Raw genomic sequence first — 17998 nt, 5'->3', positions numbered from 1 at the left:
TTCCGAGGACCCTCCCCATGTACTGCTCCCACCGCCTCCAGGACATCCAGCCCTTCCACGTCATGGAGCTGCTGCGCCGAGCACGGGAACTTGAGGCGCAGGGTCGGGACATCATCCACATGGAGGTTGGGGAACCGGACTTCCCGACCCCGCAGCCCATCATCGAGGCGGCACAGACATTCCTGGCCGGCGGCGACGTGCATTACACGCCCGGTCTCGGTCTACCCGCATTACGCGAAGCCATCGCGAGCTTTTATCACACGCGCTTCGGCGCCGATGTGCCGCCGGAGCGCATCGTCATCACCGCCGGCGCCTCGGGTGCGCTGATGCTGGCACTCGCCGCAACGACCGACCCGGGGGACGAGTGGCTGCTGCCCGACCCCGGCTATCCATCCAACCGCCACCTGGTGCGCGCCTTCGAAGGCGTAGCCCGGGCACTGCCTGTCGACGCCGCCACGCGTTACCAGCCCACGCCGATGCAGGTCGATGACGCCTGGCAGGCGCGCACACGCGGCCTCATGATCGCCACGCCTTCCAATCCGACCGGCACCCTGCTCGAATCAAGCGAAGTCGCAGCCCTGCACCAGCGCACGCGGGCGCACGGCGGCGTACTCTTGGTGGACGAAATCTACCAGGGGCTGAGCTACGGTGTCGCGGCCTGCGCGGCCCTCGCCGACCCCGTGCTTAATCGGGCGGACGACGTCTTCGTCGTGAACAGCTTCTCGAAGTACTTCGGCATGACGGGCTGGCGCCTGGGCTGGCTGGTGGTGCCGAAGGGCTATGCGCGTGAAATCGAGAAGCTGGCGCAGCACTTTTTCATTTCGCCTTCCACACCCGCACAGTACGCGGCACTTGCCGCGTTTGCACCCGCCACGCTGGACATCCTGGAGGAGCGCCGTAACACCTTCGCCGAGCGGCGCGATGCACTGCTGCCTGCGCTACGCGAACTCGGCTTTGGCATCACCGCCGAGCCACAGGGTGCGTTCTACATCTACGCCGATCTCTCGCGCATTGCGGACGACGCCGAAGCCTTTGCCCGTCGCCTCATCGAAGAGGCTGGCGTCGCTGCAACACCGGGGCTGGATTTCGGCCACCATCTGGCGCGTCATCACCTTCGCATCGCCTACACCACTCGACGCGAGCGTCTGCTCGACGCGGTCGAACGTATGCAGCGCCTGCTGCGTACCGCCTGAATCTGCGGCGTCTGAACTCGGGCCTCGTCAACGCAGCGCGGCACACGAGGCTTCCGCCCGCGTGTGCCGCCAGGTCAAGCAGGCACCGTGCTCAGCCGGCCTGGCCGACCAGCATGGGCGCTGCTTCGCGCCCCGCCACCAGCATCAAGCGCTTCTTGAGCGCCAGAACCTTGCGCGTGTAACGCGCGTTCGGATCCTTGAGCGAGCCGTTGTAATACTGCAGTGCGCGCTGCATGGTCCCGTAGCGTTGCAGACCCTCGTGCAGAACGAGCGTGCCGACCCGGACGTTGGTCTGGGGATCGAAGAGCGCATTACGCCCTGCGTCCGGACCGATCTTGTCCTTGTGATAGCGCGGAATCACCTGCATCAGCCCCTGCGCCCCCATGTGGCTGACGGCGCGGGAATTGAAGCTAGACTCGACGCCCATGATGGCAACGATCAACAGGGGGTCGAAGCCAAGCTCCTGTGCCGAGGTCTCGGCCGCAGCCAGCGCCGGCTCGAGCGCAGTTTCGGAAACGCGATAGGTATCGGCAATCCAGTCCCGCACGCGTGCCATTTCTGCAGATAGCGCGCCCTCGTCTTCCGCGAAGGGGTCTTCGGCCACGCCTGCGAGCTCATCGAGCGCGGATTTCAGACCGGCACCCGCGGACTTCTCTGCAAAGCTCGCGCGCAGACTCATCGTGTCCGATTCCGGGCGGCCGATGCGAAGCGCGAAGCGCTCGAAATCGCTCGCCACCATCGCCAGTTCGGCAGAGGTAGGACCGGCTTCGGTCTGCCCCACGAGATCATCGAACCCGATGCCCGAGACGTTGGCCATGTTGCCGCCAAGATGGGACGCGCCCATGATGCCCGCGGTGAGCACCGCACCCTGCGCAATACTGCGCACAACACCGCCCGCCTGACGCGCGAGCGCCTTGAATCGAGTTGCGTGTTTCATGGTGTCCTCCGTGCTGTGGCCGGAGTCCTTGCCGCGGCTACGCCCGGGTACAGGCCTCGCCGGCGCCGCCGCTTGGGGCAACGCCTGCGCCCTGCGGCGAGTGGGCCGCAAGACGGACAAGTGAACTCGGTCGCCAGTGGGTATCAAGCCCGCCGCCGCAACCAGACGACGGACCCCGCGGTGCGAGCGTCCATGAAACTGCAGCCATCCCCCCAATGGGAACAGCCCCGCACCGAGCAAAACAGATGTTGCATCGCAACAGCCGGCGGATTCTATTCGTCGCCATCCATTTTGTCAAAAGTTGACCGCCAGAGTGGCCGCCAGACCCGGGCACTCGATCTACCGGAGCCGCCCCGAAACGGTCTCTGGAACCCGTAACCCGACGCACCTAACAGCCGTTTTTCCATTCTTCGACCAGAAAGGAGGCCGGAATCGCCGCCTCGGCAACCGCTGCGCTCAAGCCTCGCTGGCGATCCGCCCCCGCCCGAGCTCTGCACTCAAGCGCATCCAGTCGAAGCATGGCCCGGGATCGGTCTTGCGTCCGGGCGCGATGTCGGAGTGCCCGACCACCGCCTCGATCGGGAAGCGCCCTTGCAAAGTGCGGATCAGGTCGGCCAGGCGCGCGTACTGCACGGGTTCGAACGGAAGACTGTCGCACCCCTCGAGCTCGATACCGATCGAGAAGTCGTTGCAGCGCGCACGCCCATTCCAGCTTGAGACGCCAGCGTGCCACGCGCGCTGCGCGGGCTCGACGAACTGGAGGACCTCGCCGTCCCGCCGCACGAGATAATGTGCGGACACGCGCAGGTGATGGATCTCCGCGTAGTAGGGATGCTCCGCGGGATCGAGCGTGTTGGTGAATAGCTGCTCCACCCCGGGCCCGCCAAAGGAGTCCGGCGGCAGGCTGATCGCATGCACCACGATCAGGCTGACTGGCAGGCCGGGAGGTCGTTCATCCTGATTGGGCGATGCGCACACCCGCACCCTGAGGGCATCGGGCGCAGAGGGCAAGGGCGCCACGCACGCAAGAAGATCCCGTATCACGGTATGGTCAGCCCTCAGGCAAGCCCATTGCGCCGCCCGCGCTCAATGAATCTCACCCACGGCAAAGAGCCGTCGATGCTCCTTCATCGCGTAGCGGTCCGTCATGCCGGCAATGTAGTCAGCGATGGCACGCGGCTTGTCCTCGCGCGCCATCGCCTGGTACTGCGGCGGCAGGATCTGCGGGTCTTCCATGAAGGCGGCAAACAGGTCGCCGACGATCCGGCGCGCCTTGTTGGTCATGCGCAGCACCTGGTAGTGGCGGTACAGCTTGTCGCGCAGGAAGCCCTTCAATTCCCGCAGCGGCGACTGCAGCGCTGCGGAATAGGCCACCAGGCGCGGGGCGTTGCGGACATCCTCGAGCGTTCTGACGCCGGCTGCCTCGATGTTCGCGCGGGTCTGGTCGATAAGATCGATCACCATCAGGTGGATCATGCGCCGCACCGTTTCGTGGATCAGCTTGCGCCCGGACAGTCCTGGCCAGCGCGCCTCCACTTCGCGACGCTGGGTCGAGAACAGCGGCACCGCTTCGAGTTGCTCGAGCGTGATCAGGCCCGAACGCAGGCCATCGTCTACGTCGTGATTGTTGTATGCAATCTCGTCGGCGAGGTTCGCAAGCTGGGCCTCGAGCGAAGGCTGGGTGCCCTCGAGGAAACGCTGCCCGACGGCGCCCAGGCGCTCAGCGTGAATGCGCGAGCAGTGCTTCAGGATGCCCTCGCGCGTTTCGAACATCAGATTCAATCCATCGAAACCGGCATAACGGTCCTCGAGCACATCCACGGTGCGCAAGGATTGCAGGTTGTGCTCGAAACCGCCGTAATCCTTCATGCACGCATTGAGCGCCTCCTGCCCGGCATGGCCGAAGGGTGTATGGCCAAGGTCGTGCGCGAGTGCGATCGCCTCGGCCAGATCCTCGTTCAGACCGAGCTGGCGGGCGATTCCGCGCGTAATCTGCGCAACCTCGATGCTGTGGGTGAGGCGCGTGCGGAACAGGTCGCCCTCATGATTCACAAACACCTGGGTCTTGTACTCCAGGCGCCGGAAGGCGGTCGAATGCACGATCCGGTCGCGGTCGCGCTGAAACTGGCCGCGCGCGACCGGGGCCGCCTCATCATGCGTGCGCCCCTGGGAGTTTGCTTCGGTGACGGCGTAGCTTGCGAGTTGCAGCATCAGATTGTCCTCATTGCAGGCTTGCCGAAGCGGCTTTCAGCGGCAGCGCGCCTCGATCGCAGCGGCGATCTCACCCTGCGTTGCATCGCCGTGAATCACCGCGCGTCCAAGCGCGCGCAGCAGGACCAGGCGCAGGCGGCCCGCCTCGACCTTCTTGTCATGCGACATGAACTCGAGATAACGCTGCACGCCGAGCCTCGGCCCCCAGACAGGCAGGCGAGCGCGCTCGAACAGCGCCTCGACCCGGGCCACATCCTCCTTCCCGATCCAGCCGAGCGCGCGCGACAGCTCTGCAGCCATCATCGTCCCCGCCGCGACCGCCTCGCCGTGCAGCCATTGACCGTAGCCCATGCCGGTTTCGATCGCATGCCCGAATGTATGACCGAGATTGAGCAGCGCGCGCTCGCCCTGCTCCGTCTCATCGGCAGCCACCACCTCGGCCTTGTTGCGGCAGGAGCGCTCGATGGCAAACGCAAGTGCCGCGGTGTCGCGCGCCAACAGGCGATCGAGGTGGGTCTCGATCCAGGCAAGGAACTCCGGATCGCGGATCAGCCCGTACTTGATCACCTCCGCCAACCCCGCGGAAAGCTCACGATCCGGCAGCGTATCCAGGGTATCGATGTCGGCGAGCACCAGCCTGGGCTGGTAGAAGGCGCCGATCATGTTCTTGCCGAGCGGGTGGTTGATTGCGGTTTTGCCTCCGACCGAAGAGTCCACCTGGGCCAGCAGCGTGGTCGGGATCTGGATGAAGGGCATGCCGCGCTGGTAACATGCGGCAGCGAAGCCCCCCATGTCGCCCACCACACCGCCACCGAGCGCGATCAACGTGGTCGAACGTTCGCAGCGCTCGGCAAGCAACATGTCGAAGATCCGATTGAGCGTCTGCCAATCCTTATGCGCCTCGCCGTCGGGCAGCACCACCGTCGACACCACCACCCCTGCACCCTCGAGCGCACGGCGTAAACGCTCGAGATACAGTGGCCCGACCACGTCATTGGTGACGATGGCAACACGCTGCGTTTTCAGGCAAGGCAGGATCCGCCCTGCCTGCTCCAGCAGGCCACGCCCGATGTGGATGGCGTAAGCACGGTCGCCAAGTGCGACATTCAGGGAGTGCATGGTCTGGCCTCGTGTTTGCGCAGCGCCTCCTCGATGGCGCGCACCATGGCGCCCGGGTTGGTACGCCCGCCGTCGACGATGATGTGCGCGACCTCGCGGTACAGCGGGTCGCGCTGGCGATGGAGTTCCTCGATGCGCTGACGCGGATTCTCGACCTGAAGCAAGGGACGGTTGCGGTCGTGCCGGGTGCGCTCGAAAAGGATCTGCGGCGCCACATTGAGATAGATCACCACGCCGCGCTCGCGCATCAGCGCACGGTTCTCCGCTGCAATCACGACACCGCCGCCGGTTGCGATGACGATGTCGGACGCCTGGGTCAGTTCATCGATCATCTGCGTTTCGCGACGGCGAAAACCGGCCTCACCCTCGATTTCGAAGATGGTCGGAATGCTCACGCCCGTGCGCGCGACAATCTCATGGTCGCAGTCGGCGAAGCGTATCTTTCGCCGCCGCGCCAACTCCTTGCCGACCGTGGTCTTGCCGGCACCCATCATGCCGATCAGTATCAGACAGCTCACGCGTGACTCGCCGGAAATCCAGATGAAAAAGGGGCGGGCACCCTTTCGGGATGCCCGCCCCACCGATTCTAACAGGAGCGCAGCTGGCTCAGCGCAATGTTAGCGAATCCGAAACAAGTCTCGGCGTAATGAAGACCAACAACTCTTTTCTGTCGGCGACTGCCGATTTCGTGCGGAACAATGCGCCGATCACGGGCACCTCGCCCAGCACGGGGACTCGATCAACGCCTTCCGTCGTCACTTCCTCGTAGACGCCGCCCAGCAACACGGTTCCACCGTTTTCCACAGTGATGGTCGTGACGGCTTCCTTGGTCTCGATCAGCGGAACCCCATCCACCGTGAAGCTGAAATCAGGCCTGTCCTTGTTGATCCGGACCGTGAGTTGGACTCGACCGTCTGGTGTGATGGAAGGAACAACGTCAAGCTTGAGAAGCGCGTCGACGTATTTCACGTCGCATTCACGATCTGCCCCCGTTCCGGAGCAGTCACGAATGGGAACCTTCGCCCCCTGCTTGATGGTCGCGTTGCCTTGGTTGGCAGTCAGGACTCGCGGGCTGGAAACGACTCTTCCTCGCCCATCGGACTCAAGTGCCTGCAACTCAAGATTCAGGAAGCGGGTGACGCCACTGTTGAAGATGCTGAGCGCGAACGATCCATAGCCTTCCGGCTGGAATCCGGTGCCACTCTGTGCAGCCTCGGGCGTAAATTGCCCGAATGTCGAGCTACCGAATCCGATCTGCGCCTTGCCGTCGTTCGTGCGCCAAGGCCGCTGCTTCCCGAAGCCGAGTCGCACCCCAAGATCCCTAGAGAAGGTCTTGCTCGCTTCCACCACACGCGCCTCGATAAGAACCTGTTGTGGTGCTCGGTCAATCTCCTGGACAAGCCGGCGAGCGGCTTCAAGCCGTGACGAGATGTCGGTGACGAAGACCATATTGCTTCGTTCATCGAAGGAAACCTTACCCCTCTTGGAGAGGAAGCCCTTCGTGCTGTCAGTATTGCTTTCAAGCAAGGCAGCAACATCTTTGGATTTGTGATAGTTGATCTGGATGTTCTCAGTCTGAAGCGGCTCAAGATCGGCTCTGAGTGCGGAGGCCTCGAGTTCTGCCTTGTCCCGCTCACGCAGCTCCACATCCGGAGCAACCCAGATCACATTTCCAGACTTCCGATAACCAAGCTGCTTGGCGTTGAGGATGATGTCCAGCGCCTGATCCCAGGGCACATCCTTCAAGCGCAGAGTGACATTGCCCTGCACGGAGTCCGACGTGATGATGTTGAAATCGGTGAAATCGGCAATGACCTGCAGTACGGAGCGAACGTCCACATCCTGGAAATTCAGTGACAGCTTCTCGCCCTGGAATTCGTTCCGCCCCCGCCCAAGCTTGGTTGGATCCTCGACCACACGCTTGACTTCGAGCACGAACCGGTTCTCGCTCTGATAGGCGTTGTGCTCCCACAGGCCGTTCGGCGAAACGGTCAGCCGCACGCGGTCGCCGACCTGCTGGGCAGTCATTGCACTGACTGGAGTCGCGAAATCGGTGACGTCCGAGCGACGACGGAGATGCTCAGGCAACGACGTCTTCAGGAAATCCACGACCAGATTCGCACCCTGACGACGAATGTCGATGCCCGCGTCGGAAGTGGACAGATCGACGATGACGCGCCCCTCCCCTTCCGTGCCTCGCCGGAAGTTGATGTCGCGCACGGCCAAGCCACCTGCGAGCGCGCTGCTCGACCCACCGAAATTAGCCTGGGAGGCACTGACCACCGTGCTGCGCACAGCCTGCGCAGCCGCAGGAGAAATCGCAATGATCAGATCGCGCCCCTGCACCCTGGCCTCGTAGGGGCTCATCTTCACGAGGTTCAGCACCACCCGGGTCCGGTCCCCGACCTGAACAATGTTCGCGCTGCGCAGGTCACCCTGCTCGATACTTTGTGTATTACGTCCGAGCGCATTCCCCGTTCCGGAGAAATCGAAAGCGATTCGTGCAGGATTGGCAACAGAGAAGCTCGGCGGCGGCGCCGAGAGTGGCTCACGCAGTGTCATTCGCACGTAAACCGTGCCGCCTTGCTCGGCCACCTCAAATCCTTCGATCTGGTTGGCGAGCACCTGCGTCTGCCCGGTTTCCTGCGCAAGGGCAACAGGCGCCGGTGCGATCCCGGTAAAAGCGGCTGCAAACAGCAGCGTCCCGATTCGATGTTTCATTTCCCGGCCTCCTGCCGCTCCTGCAGTGTCAGCGTGCTGGTGCGCTCCACCCAGTCGCCATACGCATCTTCCACGAGTTCGCGCAAAACAACCTCGTGCTCGGTAATGCTCGTCACCACGCCGAAATTCTGTCCCATGTAGTTTCCGACCTTCACCTGGTGGAGCGCATTGTTCACGCTGATCAAGGCGTGGATGGTGGCACCCTGCATGAGCACGCCGACCATATGCAACGACTCCAGCGGATAGGATTCGAGGGGCTCCCGGCGGCGATCCATGTCGGGACGGAGCGCACCGGACGAAGCCGTCCGGTCCGGCTCCATGCGTGCCGCCCGGAAAGGATCATCGCCCTGCGCACCCGCATAAGCCACCACCGGAAACGGCTTCAGTTCAGGCGTGGGCTTCACCTGTCCGCGCAGGTTCTTCGCCTGGCCAGCCATCCAGGCCTGAAGATCATCCTGATTGCCCCCCGCGCAGCCGGCAAGCAAGGCGCAAGCGCCGAGAATGAGGAAGGCCTTCATTACTTGTTCCCCTTCTTCGCTGCCTGCGCCGCCTGGCGCTGCCGGGCGAGTTCTTCTTCGTCCAGGTAACGATAGGTCGTCGCCTTGGCATCCATCTTCAGGACGCCGTCCTTGTCCGCCGTTAGCCCGACGTCGTTGAGGGTCACGACACGCGGCATGCTCGCCACGTCCGACACGAACTCGCCGAGGTCATGGTAGCCACCCGAGAGGCGCACTTCGATCGGCATCTCGGCGTAGAACTCCTTCACCACGTCCGCGCCTGGCTTGAACAGCTCGAACTGCAGGCCGCGCCCCAAGCCGGCCTGGTTGATATCCGACAGCAGGGAGTCCATTTCGGCCCGGTTAGGCAACTGCTTCAGCAGCGCACCGAACTGGCGGTCGATCTCCTCCAACTGGCGACGATATTCTTCAAGATTGACTGCCTGACGCTTCTTTGCCACCCAGCTATCGCGGAGCTGGGTCTCTTCCGCACGACGGGCCTCCAGTGTCAACGCCTGGTCCTGCCAGTCGAACCACCAGAAAGCCGCCACGGTCAGCACCAGCACCGCCAGGTAAACAGCCACCTGCGGCGCAGCCGGCCAGAGGCCGGGATCATTCGGATCCAGCCCGCGAAAATCCTGCGCCAGACGCTGAAGGTCGATGCCCCGGCCTTTGTTTGCCGTCGTTCGGGTTGCGCTCATCTGGCAGCTCCCTTGGCTACAACCGCCCCGGCGGCCGTTTCTTCGGCCTGCGGCTGACGGATGCCGATGCCTAGCGTGAATTCGCTTACACGACGGGAATCGACCGTGCTTGCCTTGGCTTCGATCAGGATCGGCAGTTCAAGGAAGGGCGAAGCCTCCACGTTGCGCATCAAATGCGACACGCGCGCGTTCGATTGGGCGTAGCCCTGAAGCGTCACCCGCTTTCCGCTCTGCTTGATCGATTTCAGATAGACGCCCTCAGGCATGCGCTGCGCGAGCTCGTTGAAAAGATGAACCGTCTCGGCGCGCACGCTCTGCAGGGATTCGATGACCTGCTTGCGTGCGAGCAAGGCATCGATCTGCTCGCCAAGCCGGCGTATTTCAGCAATCTCACGATCCAGCTTTGCGATCTCGGTCTTGAGTTGGGTGTTGCGCGCCTCCTGAGCTTCGATCTGGCCGACATATACTGCGCGCACGCCGAAGCCAATCAGGGCGCCCAGGAGGATCGACAGCACGAACAAAACGAGGAACTGCTGTTTCCGCAAGCGGCGCTTCTCGGCGCGATGCGGAAGAAGGTTGATGCGGATCATGCGTCGAACCTCCTCAGCGCCAGGCCGCAGGCGACCATCAGGGACGGCGCATCGGCAAGCAGGGCCTTCGGCCGCAGCTTGCTCCCGAGCGTCATGCTGGCAAACGGATTGGCGATGATCGTGTCAACCTGGGTGCGCGCGCCGACGATTTCACCGAGGCCGGGCATCACCGCACAGCCTCCGGCAAGCACCACATGGTCGACCTGGTTATAGGGCGTCGATGTGAAGAAGAACTGCAGTGCCCGAGACACCTCAAGCGCAAGGCTGTCCATGAACGGCCGCATGAGATCGCGTGCGTAGTTGTCCGGCAGCGACCCGGTGCGCTTGGCGGCTTCGGCCTCCTCGAAGCTCATCCCGTACTGACGAGAGATGTCCTGCGTGAGCTGGTTTCCGCCGAACGCCTGCTCCCGCGAGTAGATCGACTGCCCGTTGCGGAACATGGTTACGGTCAGAACCGTCGCGCCGACGTCGACCAGCGCGATCACCTGGTCACGCGCCCGCTGCGGAAGCTGGGCCGAAACGAGCTCCAGCGCGGATTCGGTGGCGAGCGACTCGACATCGACGATCACCGCCTTGAGCCCGGCAGCCTGTGCCACGGCGACTCGGTCCTCGACCTTGTCCTTGCGCGAGGCGGCGATCAGCACCTCGACATCACCAGGGCTGCTCGCCGCGGGGCCGATCTCCTGAAAATCCAGATTAACCTCGTCCAGCGCGAAGGGAATGTACTGATTTGCTTCGCCCTCGACTGCGAACTCCATCTCGGTTTCGCGCATACCCGCCGGAAGGATGACTTTCTTCGTGATGACCGACGAGGAGGGCAGCGCCACCGCAACGTTCTTCACGCCACCGCCAAATCGCCGGAGAGCGCGCTTGATGGCTTCCGTTACAGGTTCGAGGCTGGCGATGTTGCCATCCACCACCGCATCGCGCGGCAGAGGCTCGATGGCATATCGCTCGACTTTGTAAGCGCCCTTGTCTCCCCCGGAAAGCTCGACGAGCTTGACGGATGAAGAAGAGATGTCGAGTCCGGCGAGTTGACGCGTCGCCGACTTCAAAAAGGGGAGGTCAATCACAAAGAAAGTCCTTACATTTCTTTATGTTACGCGCTATTGCTCAGTCATGCTCTCGCATGCTAACGCCAAGTCCCCCGCGCTGTAAAGGGAACTTGTTCACGCTTAACGCCTGCTAACAAGGCGGCCCGATGGCGCCGCGCCCGCATCCCGTATAATGCCCACCCGTTCGAAACCACTTCTGGACTGCCCATGCGCTGGGTCCTGTATCCGATCGCAGCGCTGATTGCGCTTGTCATCCTCGGCCTCGCCACCCTTGCCGCGATGGCCACGCTCGCCTGGCCGAACCTGCCGGCACTTGACTCGCTTACGGACTATCGTCCTCGCATTCCGCTGCGAGTATATACGGCGGATGGCCACCTCATCGGCGAGTTCGGTGAAGAACGGCGTGACGTAGTGCGCATCGCCGAGGTTCCTTCCCACCTCAAGCACGCGATTCTGGCAGCAGAGGATGAACGCTTCTACGAGCACAGCGGCATAGACCCGGTAGGATTGGCGCGCGCAGCGCTCGCGAACCTCTCCAGCGGTGGCCGGGGACAGGGTGCCTCCACGATCACGATGCAGGTCGCACGCAACTTCTTCCTCACGCGCGAGAAGACATACAGCCGCAAGCTCTACGAGATCCTGCTTTCCCTGAAGATCGAGCAGAACCTCACGAAGGACCAGATTCTGGAGCTGTACATCAACCAGATCTTCCTCGGCCAGCGCTCCTATGGTTTCGCTCAGGCGGCACGCGCCTACTACGGCAAGACGCTCGATGAGCTGACCCTGCCCGAAGCTGCGATGCTTGCTGGCCTGCCCAAGGCCCCCTCTGCGTTCAACCCGATCGTCAATCCTGCTCGCGCGGCAGTTCGCCAGCAGTACGTGCTGCGCCGCATGCTCGAGGCCGGCTTCATCGGCGCAGCCCAATACCAGGAGGCGCTCGCCTTCGCCACACCTGCACAGAGCCGGCACGACACGGCGCGAGCGCGCAAGCACCAGGACATCACGCTCCACGCCGACCATGTCGCCGAGATGGCGCGCCAGATCGCCCTCGAGCAGTTCGGCGATCAGGCCTACGAATTGGGTATCCGCATCGTCACCACGATCACCCGCAAGGACCAGGAGGCCGCCTACGCTGCCCTGCGCAAGGGTGTGCTCACTTACGACCGCCGTCACGGCTATCGGGGCCCGGAGGCCTTTGTGGAGTTGCCCAGCGGCGACATCGCACCCGAGTTGCTCGATGAAGCCCTGGAGAATCATGGCGACCACGATGACCTCCTCGCCGCGATCGTCCTGAGAGCCTCTTCGAAGGAAGTCGTCGCCTATCGCCGCGGCGAGTCGCTGCGCATCGCTGGCAAGGGGCTCGGGCTTGCGGCGCCGATGCTGGCCGAGAAGGCGCCGCAGAGCCGCAGGATCCGCCCCGGAGCGATCGTGCGCCTGCGCAGCACCGGCAAGGACGCCTGGGAAATCGCCCAACTCCCCGAGGTCCAGGCAGGATTCGTCGCCATCGACCCGCACAACGGCTCCGTACGCGCCCTGGTTGGCAGCTTCGATTTCGAACGCAACAAGTTCAACCATGTCACGCAGGCGGTGCGCCAGCCGGGGTCGAGCTTCAAGCCCTTCATCTTCTCTGCCGCGCTCGAGCGCAGTTTCGGACCAGGCAATGTCCTTGAAGACGGCCCCCTCTACTATCCTGCGGGGGTCACGGGCTCGAAGGCATGGGAGCCCAAGAACTACGACGGCCGCTATGCCGGCCCGATGACGCTGCGCGAGGCACTGGCACGCTCGAAAAACATGGTCTCGATCCGCCTGCTCGAGGAGATCTCCCCCGCGTACGCGCAGGAATTCCTCGGCCGCTTCGGCTTCGACCGCAGCCAGAACCCCGCCTATCTGACCATGGCGCTGGGCGCAGGCGCTGCAACGCCTTGGCAGATGGCCGCCGGCTATGCGGTGTTCGCCAATGGCGGCTACCGCATTGAGCCCTACGTGGTGAAGGAGATCTACGACGGCAGCGGTCGCCTGATCGCACGGACGGACCCGCCCGTGGCCGGCCAGAGCGCAGCGCGCGTGATCGACGCGCGCAATGCCTGGCTGATGGATTCGATGATGCGCGACGTAGTACAGCGCGGAACGGCAACAAGAGCGAAGGTGCTCAAGCGCCAGGATCTCGCAGGCAAGACGGGGACCACCAACGACTATGTCGATGCATGGTTCTGTGGCTACCACCCGGATCTGGTCGCCGTGAGCTGGGTCGGGTTCGGCCAGCCGCGCAACCTGGGCCGAGGCGAAACCGGCGGCGCAGCGGCACTACCGATCTGGGTCGACTACATGCGCACGGCGCTCGAAGGCGTGCCGGACGTTTCGCCCCCGCCCCCACCCGGACTGAAGCTCGTCGAGAACGGCCTGGGCTCCGGCGAGGACTATCACTATGCCGAGTACGCCCCACCGACGCCGTCGATCGCCCCGGACTGGCTGCAGGAGATGTTCGCCGGCGACGGACTGCCCGCCATGGAAGCGGAAACCGAGGCCATACCGCCGGCGCCGGTCACCCGTTCGCAACTTCCGGGCTTTCCGGCACAGACCCCTGCCCCGGTCGAAGACCGCCTGCCGACGCCGATCAGGCGTTGAGCGGCTTCCCCTTCAGGCCGGCGGGGTCAACACCACAGGCTCGCCAGCCTGCGCTCCGATCAAGCCGGCGAGCATCTTCCACAGCTCCGCGCCATCCCGGGTATTGATCCACTGTCCGTCGAGCAGACGAAAGTGGAAGCCCCCCGATCTGGCCGCCACCCAGATCTCACGCGCCGCGGTGTGGCGGTTGATGATCATCTTCGTGCCGTTCTCGAATTCCAGCTCCAGGATGCCTCCGGGCTTCGGCTCGATGTCCAGATCCACACCGCAGTCCTCGAGCGCGGACTCGATGCGTGCCAGTTCGGCCTCGGCCAGTGCGTTGAACGCGGATTCTTCCATGCTGATTCCTTCTGTTAGGATTTCGGTTTTACCTGAAGAATGGCGATGCGAGCCAGAATTCCCTTCATCGCGCTGTGCTGCGCGCTGCTGTCGGCCTGTGGCATCAAGGGCCCGCTCTATCTGCCCGAGCCTGGCACCTCCCCCGCCTCGAGTGCGGGCGCCGATCATAACAAACCCCTCGTCCCGCCGGACCTCACCTCCGACTCCCTGCTCCAATGAACACCTCTGCTACGCCCGCCTGGCCTCTCCCCACGCTCACGCTGCGCGAAGGCGCATTGTGGTTGGAGGAGACTTCACTGGAAGACATCGCCCAGCGCTTTGGCACACCGACCTATGTCTATTCGCGTGCAGCACTGGAATCCGCCTTCGCTGCCTGGAAACAGGCGCTCGCCGGACGCCGCGCGCTGGTGTGCTACGCCGTCAAGGCCAACTCGAACCTCGGCATTCTTTCAGTCTTCGCCCGTCTTGGCGCTGGCTTCGACATCGTTTCCGGCGGCGAACTCGCCCGTGTCCTCGCTGCGGGGGGCCGCGCGGACAAGGTCGTGTTCTCGGGCGTGGGCAAGACCCGCGCGGAGATGCGACAGGCGCTGGAGGCAGGGATCCGCTGCTTCAACATCGAGTCGGCAGCCGAACTGGAGCGCCTGAATGCGCTGGCAGGCGAACTCGGCAAGCAGGCGCCGATCGCGCTGCGAGTCAATCCGGACGTCGATCCGAAGACCCACCCTTACATCTCCACCGGCCTGAAGGGCAACAAGTTCGGCGTCGCCTTTGCCGACGCACTTGCGCTCTACCGGCAGGCCTCCAGGCTGCCCCACCTGCGGATCAGCGGAGTAGCCTGCCATATCGGCTCCCAGCTGCTCGACCCCGCCCCCATGGCCGAGGCGGCGGAGAAGTTGCGCGACCTGGTCGAGCAACTCGCAGCCGAGGGAATCGCGCTCGAGCACATCGACCTGGGTGGGGGGCTGGGCATCCGCTACCGTGACGAAACACCCCCTTCAGCGACCGATTACCTGGCGCCGCTGCTCGAGGTGTTCGCCGGTCGTAACGAGGAGCTCTGCTTCGAGCCCGGTCGTTCGCTGGTCGGCAACGCGGGGCTGCTGCTGACCCGGATCGAATACCTCAAGCCCGGCGAAACAAAGAACTTCGCCATCGTCGACGCTGCCATGAACGACCTTGCACGCCCGGCGCTGTACGATGCATGGCACGAAGTGGTCGAAGTCCGCCCGCGCGCGGCATCTGCTGCGCAGTACGACGTGGTCGGCCCGATCTGCGAGAGCGGCGACTTCCTCGCCCGCGGACGGATGCTCGACGTGGCCGAAGGCGACCTGCTCGCGATCCTCTCCGCAGGCGCCTATGGCATGACCATGAGCTCCAACTACAACACCCGCCCCCGCGCCGCCGAGATCCTGGTGGAGGGGAGCCGCGCGCTCGTCGTGCGCGAGCGCGAAACCGTCGCCGAACTCTTCTCCGGCGAGCGCGTGGCCAACTGAATCGGCATCGCCCCCGGGTTCCGACGACCGCAAAGCGTCAGGCCTGCAGTCCTTCCTTGGGCACGGGGCGCCGGATCCCTGCGTCGTACTCCTCGTTCAAGGCTCGCCCGAAAGCCTTCCATGCCGGGCCACCGTGCGTGTGAAGCCCCATTTCCGCACTCTGGCGCATGTTCTCAAGCATCAGCTCCGAAAGCGCGAACAGCTCGCCAGTGAGCTTTTCCTGCCGCACCGGACTGCGCAGCAACTTCATCATGCAGTCCGACGAGCAACTCAGCGCCTGCCGCGCCAGGTCGCGCATGCGGGCCTGATCCTGCCAATCGACGCCAATCGCAATACCACGCTTGACGATCTCACGCTCAAGCTCATCTGCCGTACGAGTGTAATGTCCGAATCCGCTCATCGTTCCTGCCGGCCCCAGACCTGGCACACCTTTCCTGCACCAAGCGCCGAGGCCGGGACGCCCCCATTTAAAATGCAGACAATCTCACTGTCCGCCGCAAGGCCTTCATTCTAGCCGTTCTCCCCGCGCCATCCGATCAGGATACGTTTCATGGCCATCAGGTATTTCTTAAGACTGCTGCCCCTCGCTGGCGTGCTTTTTCTCGGCCCGCCCGCGCAAGGTGCGACCGTCAGCGCCCCGCTCCCGCCCGGCGTGCGCCTGGCACTCGACGCAGCCCACATCCCCGTGGAGGCGGTTTCGGTGTGGGTCCAGCCCGTGGATGCCGACCGCCCCACGCTCGCCATCCGGGCAGACCAGCCCATGAATCCGGCCTCGGTCATGAAGCTGGTGACCAGCTTCGCCGCACTCGAGCAGTTGGGCCCTGCACACACCTGGCGTACGCGCCTCGCGGTAACGGGCCCCATTCGGGGCGGGTTGCTCGAGGGCGACCTCCACCTGCTTGGCGGAGCCGACCCGATGCTCGGCTACGACCGCCTGTGGAAGATGCTGCGCCGCGTGCGCAACCTGGGTATCGAAGGTGTGGCGGGCGACATCGTGCTCGACGCTTCCGTGCTGCACCTGCCCCCGCACGACCCGGACGCCTTTGACGGACGCGGGCTGCGGCCCTACAACAGTGGCCCCCACGGCCTGCTGATGCACTACAACACCGTGCTGCTGGGCCTCTACCCGGGCAAGGCGGCGAGCGAGCCGGTCACCCTCGCTGCGGAACCACCGCTTGCCGGCGTCACCATCGACAACCGGATCAGGACGTCCGACGCGCCCTGCGGCACCTGGTACAAGGATCTTCAGGCGCAGATCGAGCCGGGCCAACGCCTGGTGCTCAGCGGCACCCTCCCGCGCGCCTGCGGCCCCCGCACCTGGAGCGCCGCACCACTGCCCCCCGCCGAATTCGGCACGGCACTGGTCAGCGCGCTGTGGAGCGAGTCGGGAGGCCGACTGGGAGGGCAGGTGCGTGAGGGAACGACGCCGACCGGCGCCACGGAACTCATCCGCGACGACTCTCCTGCGCTGGCCGACGTGATCCGGGAAATGAATAAATGGTCGAGCAACGTGATCGCGCGCCAGCTGCTCGCCACACTCGGCGCGAGCCGTCCCGAGCTCCCCCAGTCCGCCACCGACATGGTCACCGCCGGGGCACAGTCCGCGCAGGAAGCGCTTGCAGCCGCGGGGATCGGTACCGAGGGCCTGGTGATCGAGAATGGGTCGGGTCTTTCACGCATCGAGCGCATCCGCGCCGACAGCCTGGGGCAGTTGCTGATCGCGGCATGGCAACGTCCCTGGATGCCGGAATACATCTCGGCGCTGCCCGTCGCCGGCCTGGACGGCACGGCACGTCGCCGGCTGTCTGGCAGCCCGGTATCCGGACAGGCGCACATCAAGACCGGGACCCTCAACGGCGTGCGCGCAATGGGCGGCTACCTGCTCGACCGCCATGGGCGTCGTCATGCGCTGGTGATGATGATCAATCACCCGGAAGCCGCCCAGAGCGCTGCGGCGCAGGATGCATTGCTCGAATGGATCTGGGCAGGCGGCGGATAAGCAGCTCAGCAGTTACAGGGCCTCAGGTCGGCGGCATCGGCAGCGGCCGCCGCTGCATCAGCACCCACCAGCCGCGCACGATACGGTACAGGATCCACAGGCCGACGATCAGCAGCAGCCCGATCGCGAATGGCACACCGATGATGGTCAGCACCATCAGTCCGGCCACCACGACCCAAAGCACCGCGAACCAGAAGGTGCGGATCTGCCAGCGGAAATGGCTCTCCAGCCAGGTACCGCGCACCGCGTTCTGATTCCAGTAGTTCAGCACCACTGCTGCAATGGAGGGCAGGCTGGCGACGAAGCTGAAGATGATCGTCGCCGAACCGACCACCGCCGAAAACACCGCGAAGGCGTGCAGCGCATAGACCAGATGGGTGACAGTGACCATGTTCTCGGACGGCTGGTCCACCTGGAGCGGAGCGGGATAGGGGGTGCTCATCGACTTTCCTCGAAAATGAAGCCCGCGCAGGGAAACTCCGCGGCGTATGAAGAAGACTTCGAGCGCGGACCATGACGCC

18 protein-coding genes are annotated in these 17998 nt (G+C 64.2%); 5 read left to right on the top strand and 13 right to left on the bottom strand.

All coding sequences use genetic code 11. From position 1 onward, the window contains the following. The first annotated feature begins 17 nt into the window (after nucleotides 1–17). Nucleotides 18–1193 carry a pyridoxal phosphate-dependent aminotransferase gene (locus ACPT9U_RS06235; protein ID WP_435750251.1) on the top strand — a complete coding sequence of 392 codons (1176 nt, stop codon included), beginning with the start codon at nucleotides 18–20 and terminating at the stop codon, nucleotides 1191–1193. 91 nt (nucleotides 1194–1284) lie between these two features. Here the strand turns inward: ACPT9U_RS06235 and ACPT9U_RS06230 are convergent, their stop codons facing one another. The 10 genes from ACPT9U_RS06230 to ACPT9U_RS06185 form a co-directional block, all read right to left on the bottom strand. Continuing rightward, nucleotides 1285–2130, bottom strand: a complete 846-nt coding sequence (locus ACPT9U_RS06230; protein WP_435750250.1) for a transglycosylase SLT domain-containing protein — start codon at nucleotides 2128–2130, stop codon at nucleotides 1285–1287. Between the two features lie 456 nt (nucleotides 2131–2586). Then, a complete protein-coding gene (gene ampD / locus ACPT9U_RS06225) occupies nucleotides 2587–3150 on the bottom strand; it encodes a 1,6-anhydro-N-acetylmuramyl-L-alanine amidase AmpD (RefSeq protein ID WP_435750249.1) in 564 nt (187 codons plus the stop codon). A gap of 66 nt (nucleotides 3151–3216) precedes the next feature. After that, on the bottom strand, nucleotides 3217–4341 hold the full coding sequence (locus tag ACPT9U_RS06220) for a deoxyguanosinetriphosphate triphosphohydrolase (RefSeq protein WP_418364308.1): 1125 nt from the start codon (nucleotides 4339–4341) through the stop codon (nucleotides 3217–3219). Between the two features lie 36 nt (nucleotides 4342–4377). Continuing rightward, nucleotides 4378–5460: a 3-dehydroquinate synthase gene (gene aroB, locus ACPT9U_RS06215; protein WP_435750248.1), complete on the bottom strand. Its 1083-nt coding sequence runs from the start codon at nucleotides 5458–5460 to the stop codon at nucleotides 4378–4380. Further along, nucleotides 5448–5978, bottom strand: coding sequence for a shikimate kinase (locus ACPT9U_RS06210; RefSeq protein ID WP_418364310.1), 531 nt, complete (start codon nucleotides 5976–5978; stop codon nucleotides 5448–5450). Before ACPT9U_RS06210 ends, aroB begins: the two co-directional genes overlap by 13 nt. A gap of 88 nt (nucleotides 5979–6066) precedes the next feature. Beyond that, nucleotides 6067–8181, bottom strand: coding sequence for a type IV pilus secretin PilQ (gene pilQ / locus ACPT9U_RS06205; protein WP_435750247.1), 2115 nt, complete (start codon nucleotides 8179–8181; stop codon nucleotides 6067–6069). Continuing rightward, nucleotides 8178–8699, bottom strand: a complete 522-nt coding sequence (locus tag ACPT9U_RS06200) for a pilus assembly protein PilP (RefSeq protein ID WP_418364312.1) — start codon at nucleotides 8697–8699, stop codon at nucleotides 8178–8180. Before ACPT9U_RS06200 ends, pilQ begins: the two co-directional genes overlap by 4 nt. After that, nucleotides 8699–9379, bottom strand: a complete 681-nt coding sequence (locus tag ACPT9U_RS06195) for a type 4a pilus biogenesis protein PilO (protein ID WP_418364313.1) — start codon at nucleotides 9377–9379, stop codon at nucleotides 8699–8701. The genes ACPT9U_RS06200 and ACPT9U_RS06195 overlap by 1 nt, the downstream gene beginning before the upstream one ends. Further along, on the bottom strand, nucleotides 9376–9969 hold the full coding sequence (locus ACPT9U_RS06190; RefSeq protein WP_418364314.1) for a PilN domain-containing protein: 594 nt from the start codon (nucleotides 9967–9969) through the stop codon (nucleotides 9376–9378). Before ACPT9U_RS06190 ends, ACPT9U_RS06195 begins: the two co-directional genes overlap by 4 nt. Further along, on the bottom strand, nucleotides 9966–11042 hold the full coding sequence (locus tag ACPT9U_RS06185; RefSeq protein ID WP_418364315.1) for a pilus assembly protein PilM: 1077 nt from the start codon (nucleotides 11040–11042) through the stop codon (nucleotides 9966–9968). The genes ACPT9U_RS06190 and ACPT9U_RS06185 overlap by 4 nt, the downstream gene beginning before the upstream one ends. Nucleotides 11043–11231: 189 nt before the next feature. Here ACPT9U_RS06185 and ACPT9U_RS06180 point away from each other — a divergent pair, with 189 nt between their 5' ends. Beyond that, nucleotides 11232–13649 (top strand): penicillin-binding protein 1A, encoded by a 2418-nt coding sequence (locus ACPT9U_RS06180; RefSeq protein ID WP_435750246.1) that lies wholly within the window; start codon nucleotides 11232–11234, stop codon nucleotides 13647–13649. A 12-nt stretch (nucleotides 13650–13661) separates the two neighbouring features. Here the strand turns inward: ACPT9U_RS06180 and cyaY are convergent, their stop codons facing one another. Then, nucleotides 13662–13988 carry an iron donor protein CyaY gene (gene cyaY / locus ACPT9U_RS06175; RefSeq protein WP_435750245.1) on the bottom strand — a complete coding sequence of 109 codons (327 nt, stop codon included), beginning with the start codon at nucleotides 13986–13988 and terminating at the stop codon, nucleotides 13662–13664. Between the two features lie 45 nt (nucleotides 13989–14033). Between cyaY and lptM the strand changes: the two genes are divergently transcribed. Further along, complete coding sequence (gene lptM / locus ACPT9U_RS06170) at nucleotides 14034–14207, top strand: LPS translocon maturation chaperone LptM (RefSeq protein WP_418364318.1); 174 nt, start codon at nucleotides 14034–14036, stop codon at nucleotides 14205–14207. Further along, complete coding sequence (gene lysA, locus ACPT9U_RS06165) at nucleotides 14204–15478, top strand: diaminopimelate decarboxylase (RefSeq protein WP_435750244.1); 1275 nt, start codon at nucleotides 14204–14206, stop codon at nucleotides 15476–15478. The genes lptM and lysA overlap by 4 nt, the downstream gene beginning before the upstream one ends. A gap of 37 nt (nucleotides 15479–15515) precedes the next feature. Here lysA and ACPT9U_RS06160 read toward each other — a convergent pair whose 3' ends face one another. Continuing rightward, complete coding sequence (locus tag ACPT9U_RS06160) at nucleotides 15516–15878, bottom strand: hypothetical protein (RefSeq protein ID WP_418364320.1); 363 nt, start codon at nucleotides 15876–15878, stop codon at nucleotides 15516–15518. 150 nt (nucleotides 15879–16028) lie between these two features. Here ACPT9U_RS06160 and dacB point away from each other — a divergent pair, with 150 nt between their 5' ends. Beyond that, nucleotides 16029–17477, top strand: coding sequence for a D-alanyl-D-alanine carboxypeptidase/D-alanyl-D-alanine endopeptidase (dacB, locus tag ACPT9U_RS06155; RefSeq protein ID WP_435750243.1), 1449 nt, complete (start codon nucleotides 16029–16031; stop codon nucleotides 17475–17477). Nucleotides 17478–17499: 22 nt separating this feature from the next. On the opposite strand, the gene ACPT9U_RS06150 is transcribed toward dacB, so the two are convergent. After that, nucleotides 17500–17919 (bottom strand): DUF4870 family protein, encoded by a 420-nt coding sequence (locus tag ACPT9U_RS06150; protein WP_418364322.1) that lies wholly within the window; start codon nucleotides 17917–17919, stop codon nucleotides 17500–17502. Between the last annotated feature and the right edge of the window lie 79 nt (nucleotides 17920–17998).

The organism is Thauera sp. AutoDN2, from assembly GCF_051280715.1.
In the GTDB taxonomy this organism is placed as follows: domain Bacteria; phylum Pseudomonadota; class Gammaproteobacteria; order Burkholderiales; family Rhodocyclaceae; genus Thauera.
Note: the sequence above shows the minus strand (reverse complement) of the source record. Positions and strands in the feature narration are given on the sequence as shown.

Coding starts and splice junctions, on each gene's coding strand:
- ACPT9U_RS06235 (WP_435750251.1), top strand. CDS start 18: ATGTACTGCTCCCACCGCCTCCAGGACATCCAGCCCTTCCACGTCATG.
- ACPT9U_RS06230 (WP_435750250.1), bottom strand. CDS start 2,130: ATGAAACACGCAACTCGATTCAAGGCGCTCGCGCGTCAGGCGGGCGGT.
- ACPT9U_RS06220 (WP_418364308.1), bottom strand. CDS start 4,341: ATGCTGCAACTCGCAAGCTACGCCGTCACCGAAGCAAACTCCCAGGGG.
- aroB (WP_435750248.1), bottom strand. CDS start 5,460: ATGCACTCCCTGAATGTCGCACTTGGCGACCGTGCTTACGCCATCCAC.
- pilQ (WP_435750247.1), bottom strand. CDS start 8,181: ATGAAACATCGAATCGGGACGCTGCTGTTTGCAGCCGCTTTTACCGGG.
- ACPT9U_RS06200 (WP_418364312.1), bottom strand. CDS start 8,699: ATGAAGGCCTTCCTCATTCTCGGCGCTTGCGCCTTGCTTGCCGGCTGC.
- ACPT9U_RS06195 (WP_418364313.1), bottom strand. CDS start 9,379: ATGAGCGCAACCCGAACGACGGCAAACAAAGGCCGGGGCATCGACCTT.
- ACPT9U_RS06190 (WP_418364314.1), bottom strand. CDS start 9,969: ATGATCCGCATCAACCTTCTTCCGCATCGCGCCGAGAAGCGCCGCTTG.
- ACPT9U_RS06180 (WP_435750246.1), top strand. CDS start 11,232: ATGCGCTGGGTCCTGTATCCGATCGCAGCGCTGATTGCGCTTGTCATC.
- cyaY (WP_435750245.1), bottom strand. CDS start 13,988: ATGGAAGAATCCGCGTTCAACGCACTGGCCGAGGCCGAACTGGCACGC.
- lptM (WP_418364318.1), top strand. CDS start 14,034: ATGCGAGCCAGAATTCCCTTCATCGCGCTGTGCTGCGCGCTGCTGTCG.
- lysA (WP_435750244.1), top strand. CDS start 14,204: ATGAACACCTCTGCTACGCCCGCCTGGCCTCTCCCCACGCTCACGCTG.
- ACPT9U_RS06160 (WP_418364320.1), bottom strand. CDS start 15,878: ATGAGCGGATTCGGACATTACACTCGTACGGCAGATGAGCTTGAGCGT.
- dacB (WP_435750243.1), top strand. CDS start 16,029: ATGGCCATCAGGTATTTCTTAAGACTGCTGCCCCTCGCTGGCGTGCTT.
- ACPT9U_RS06150 (WP_418364322.1), bottom strand. CDS start 17,919: ATGAGCACCCCCTATCCCGCTCCGCTCCAGGTGGACCAGCCGTCCGAG.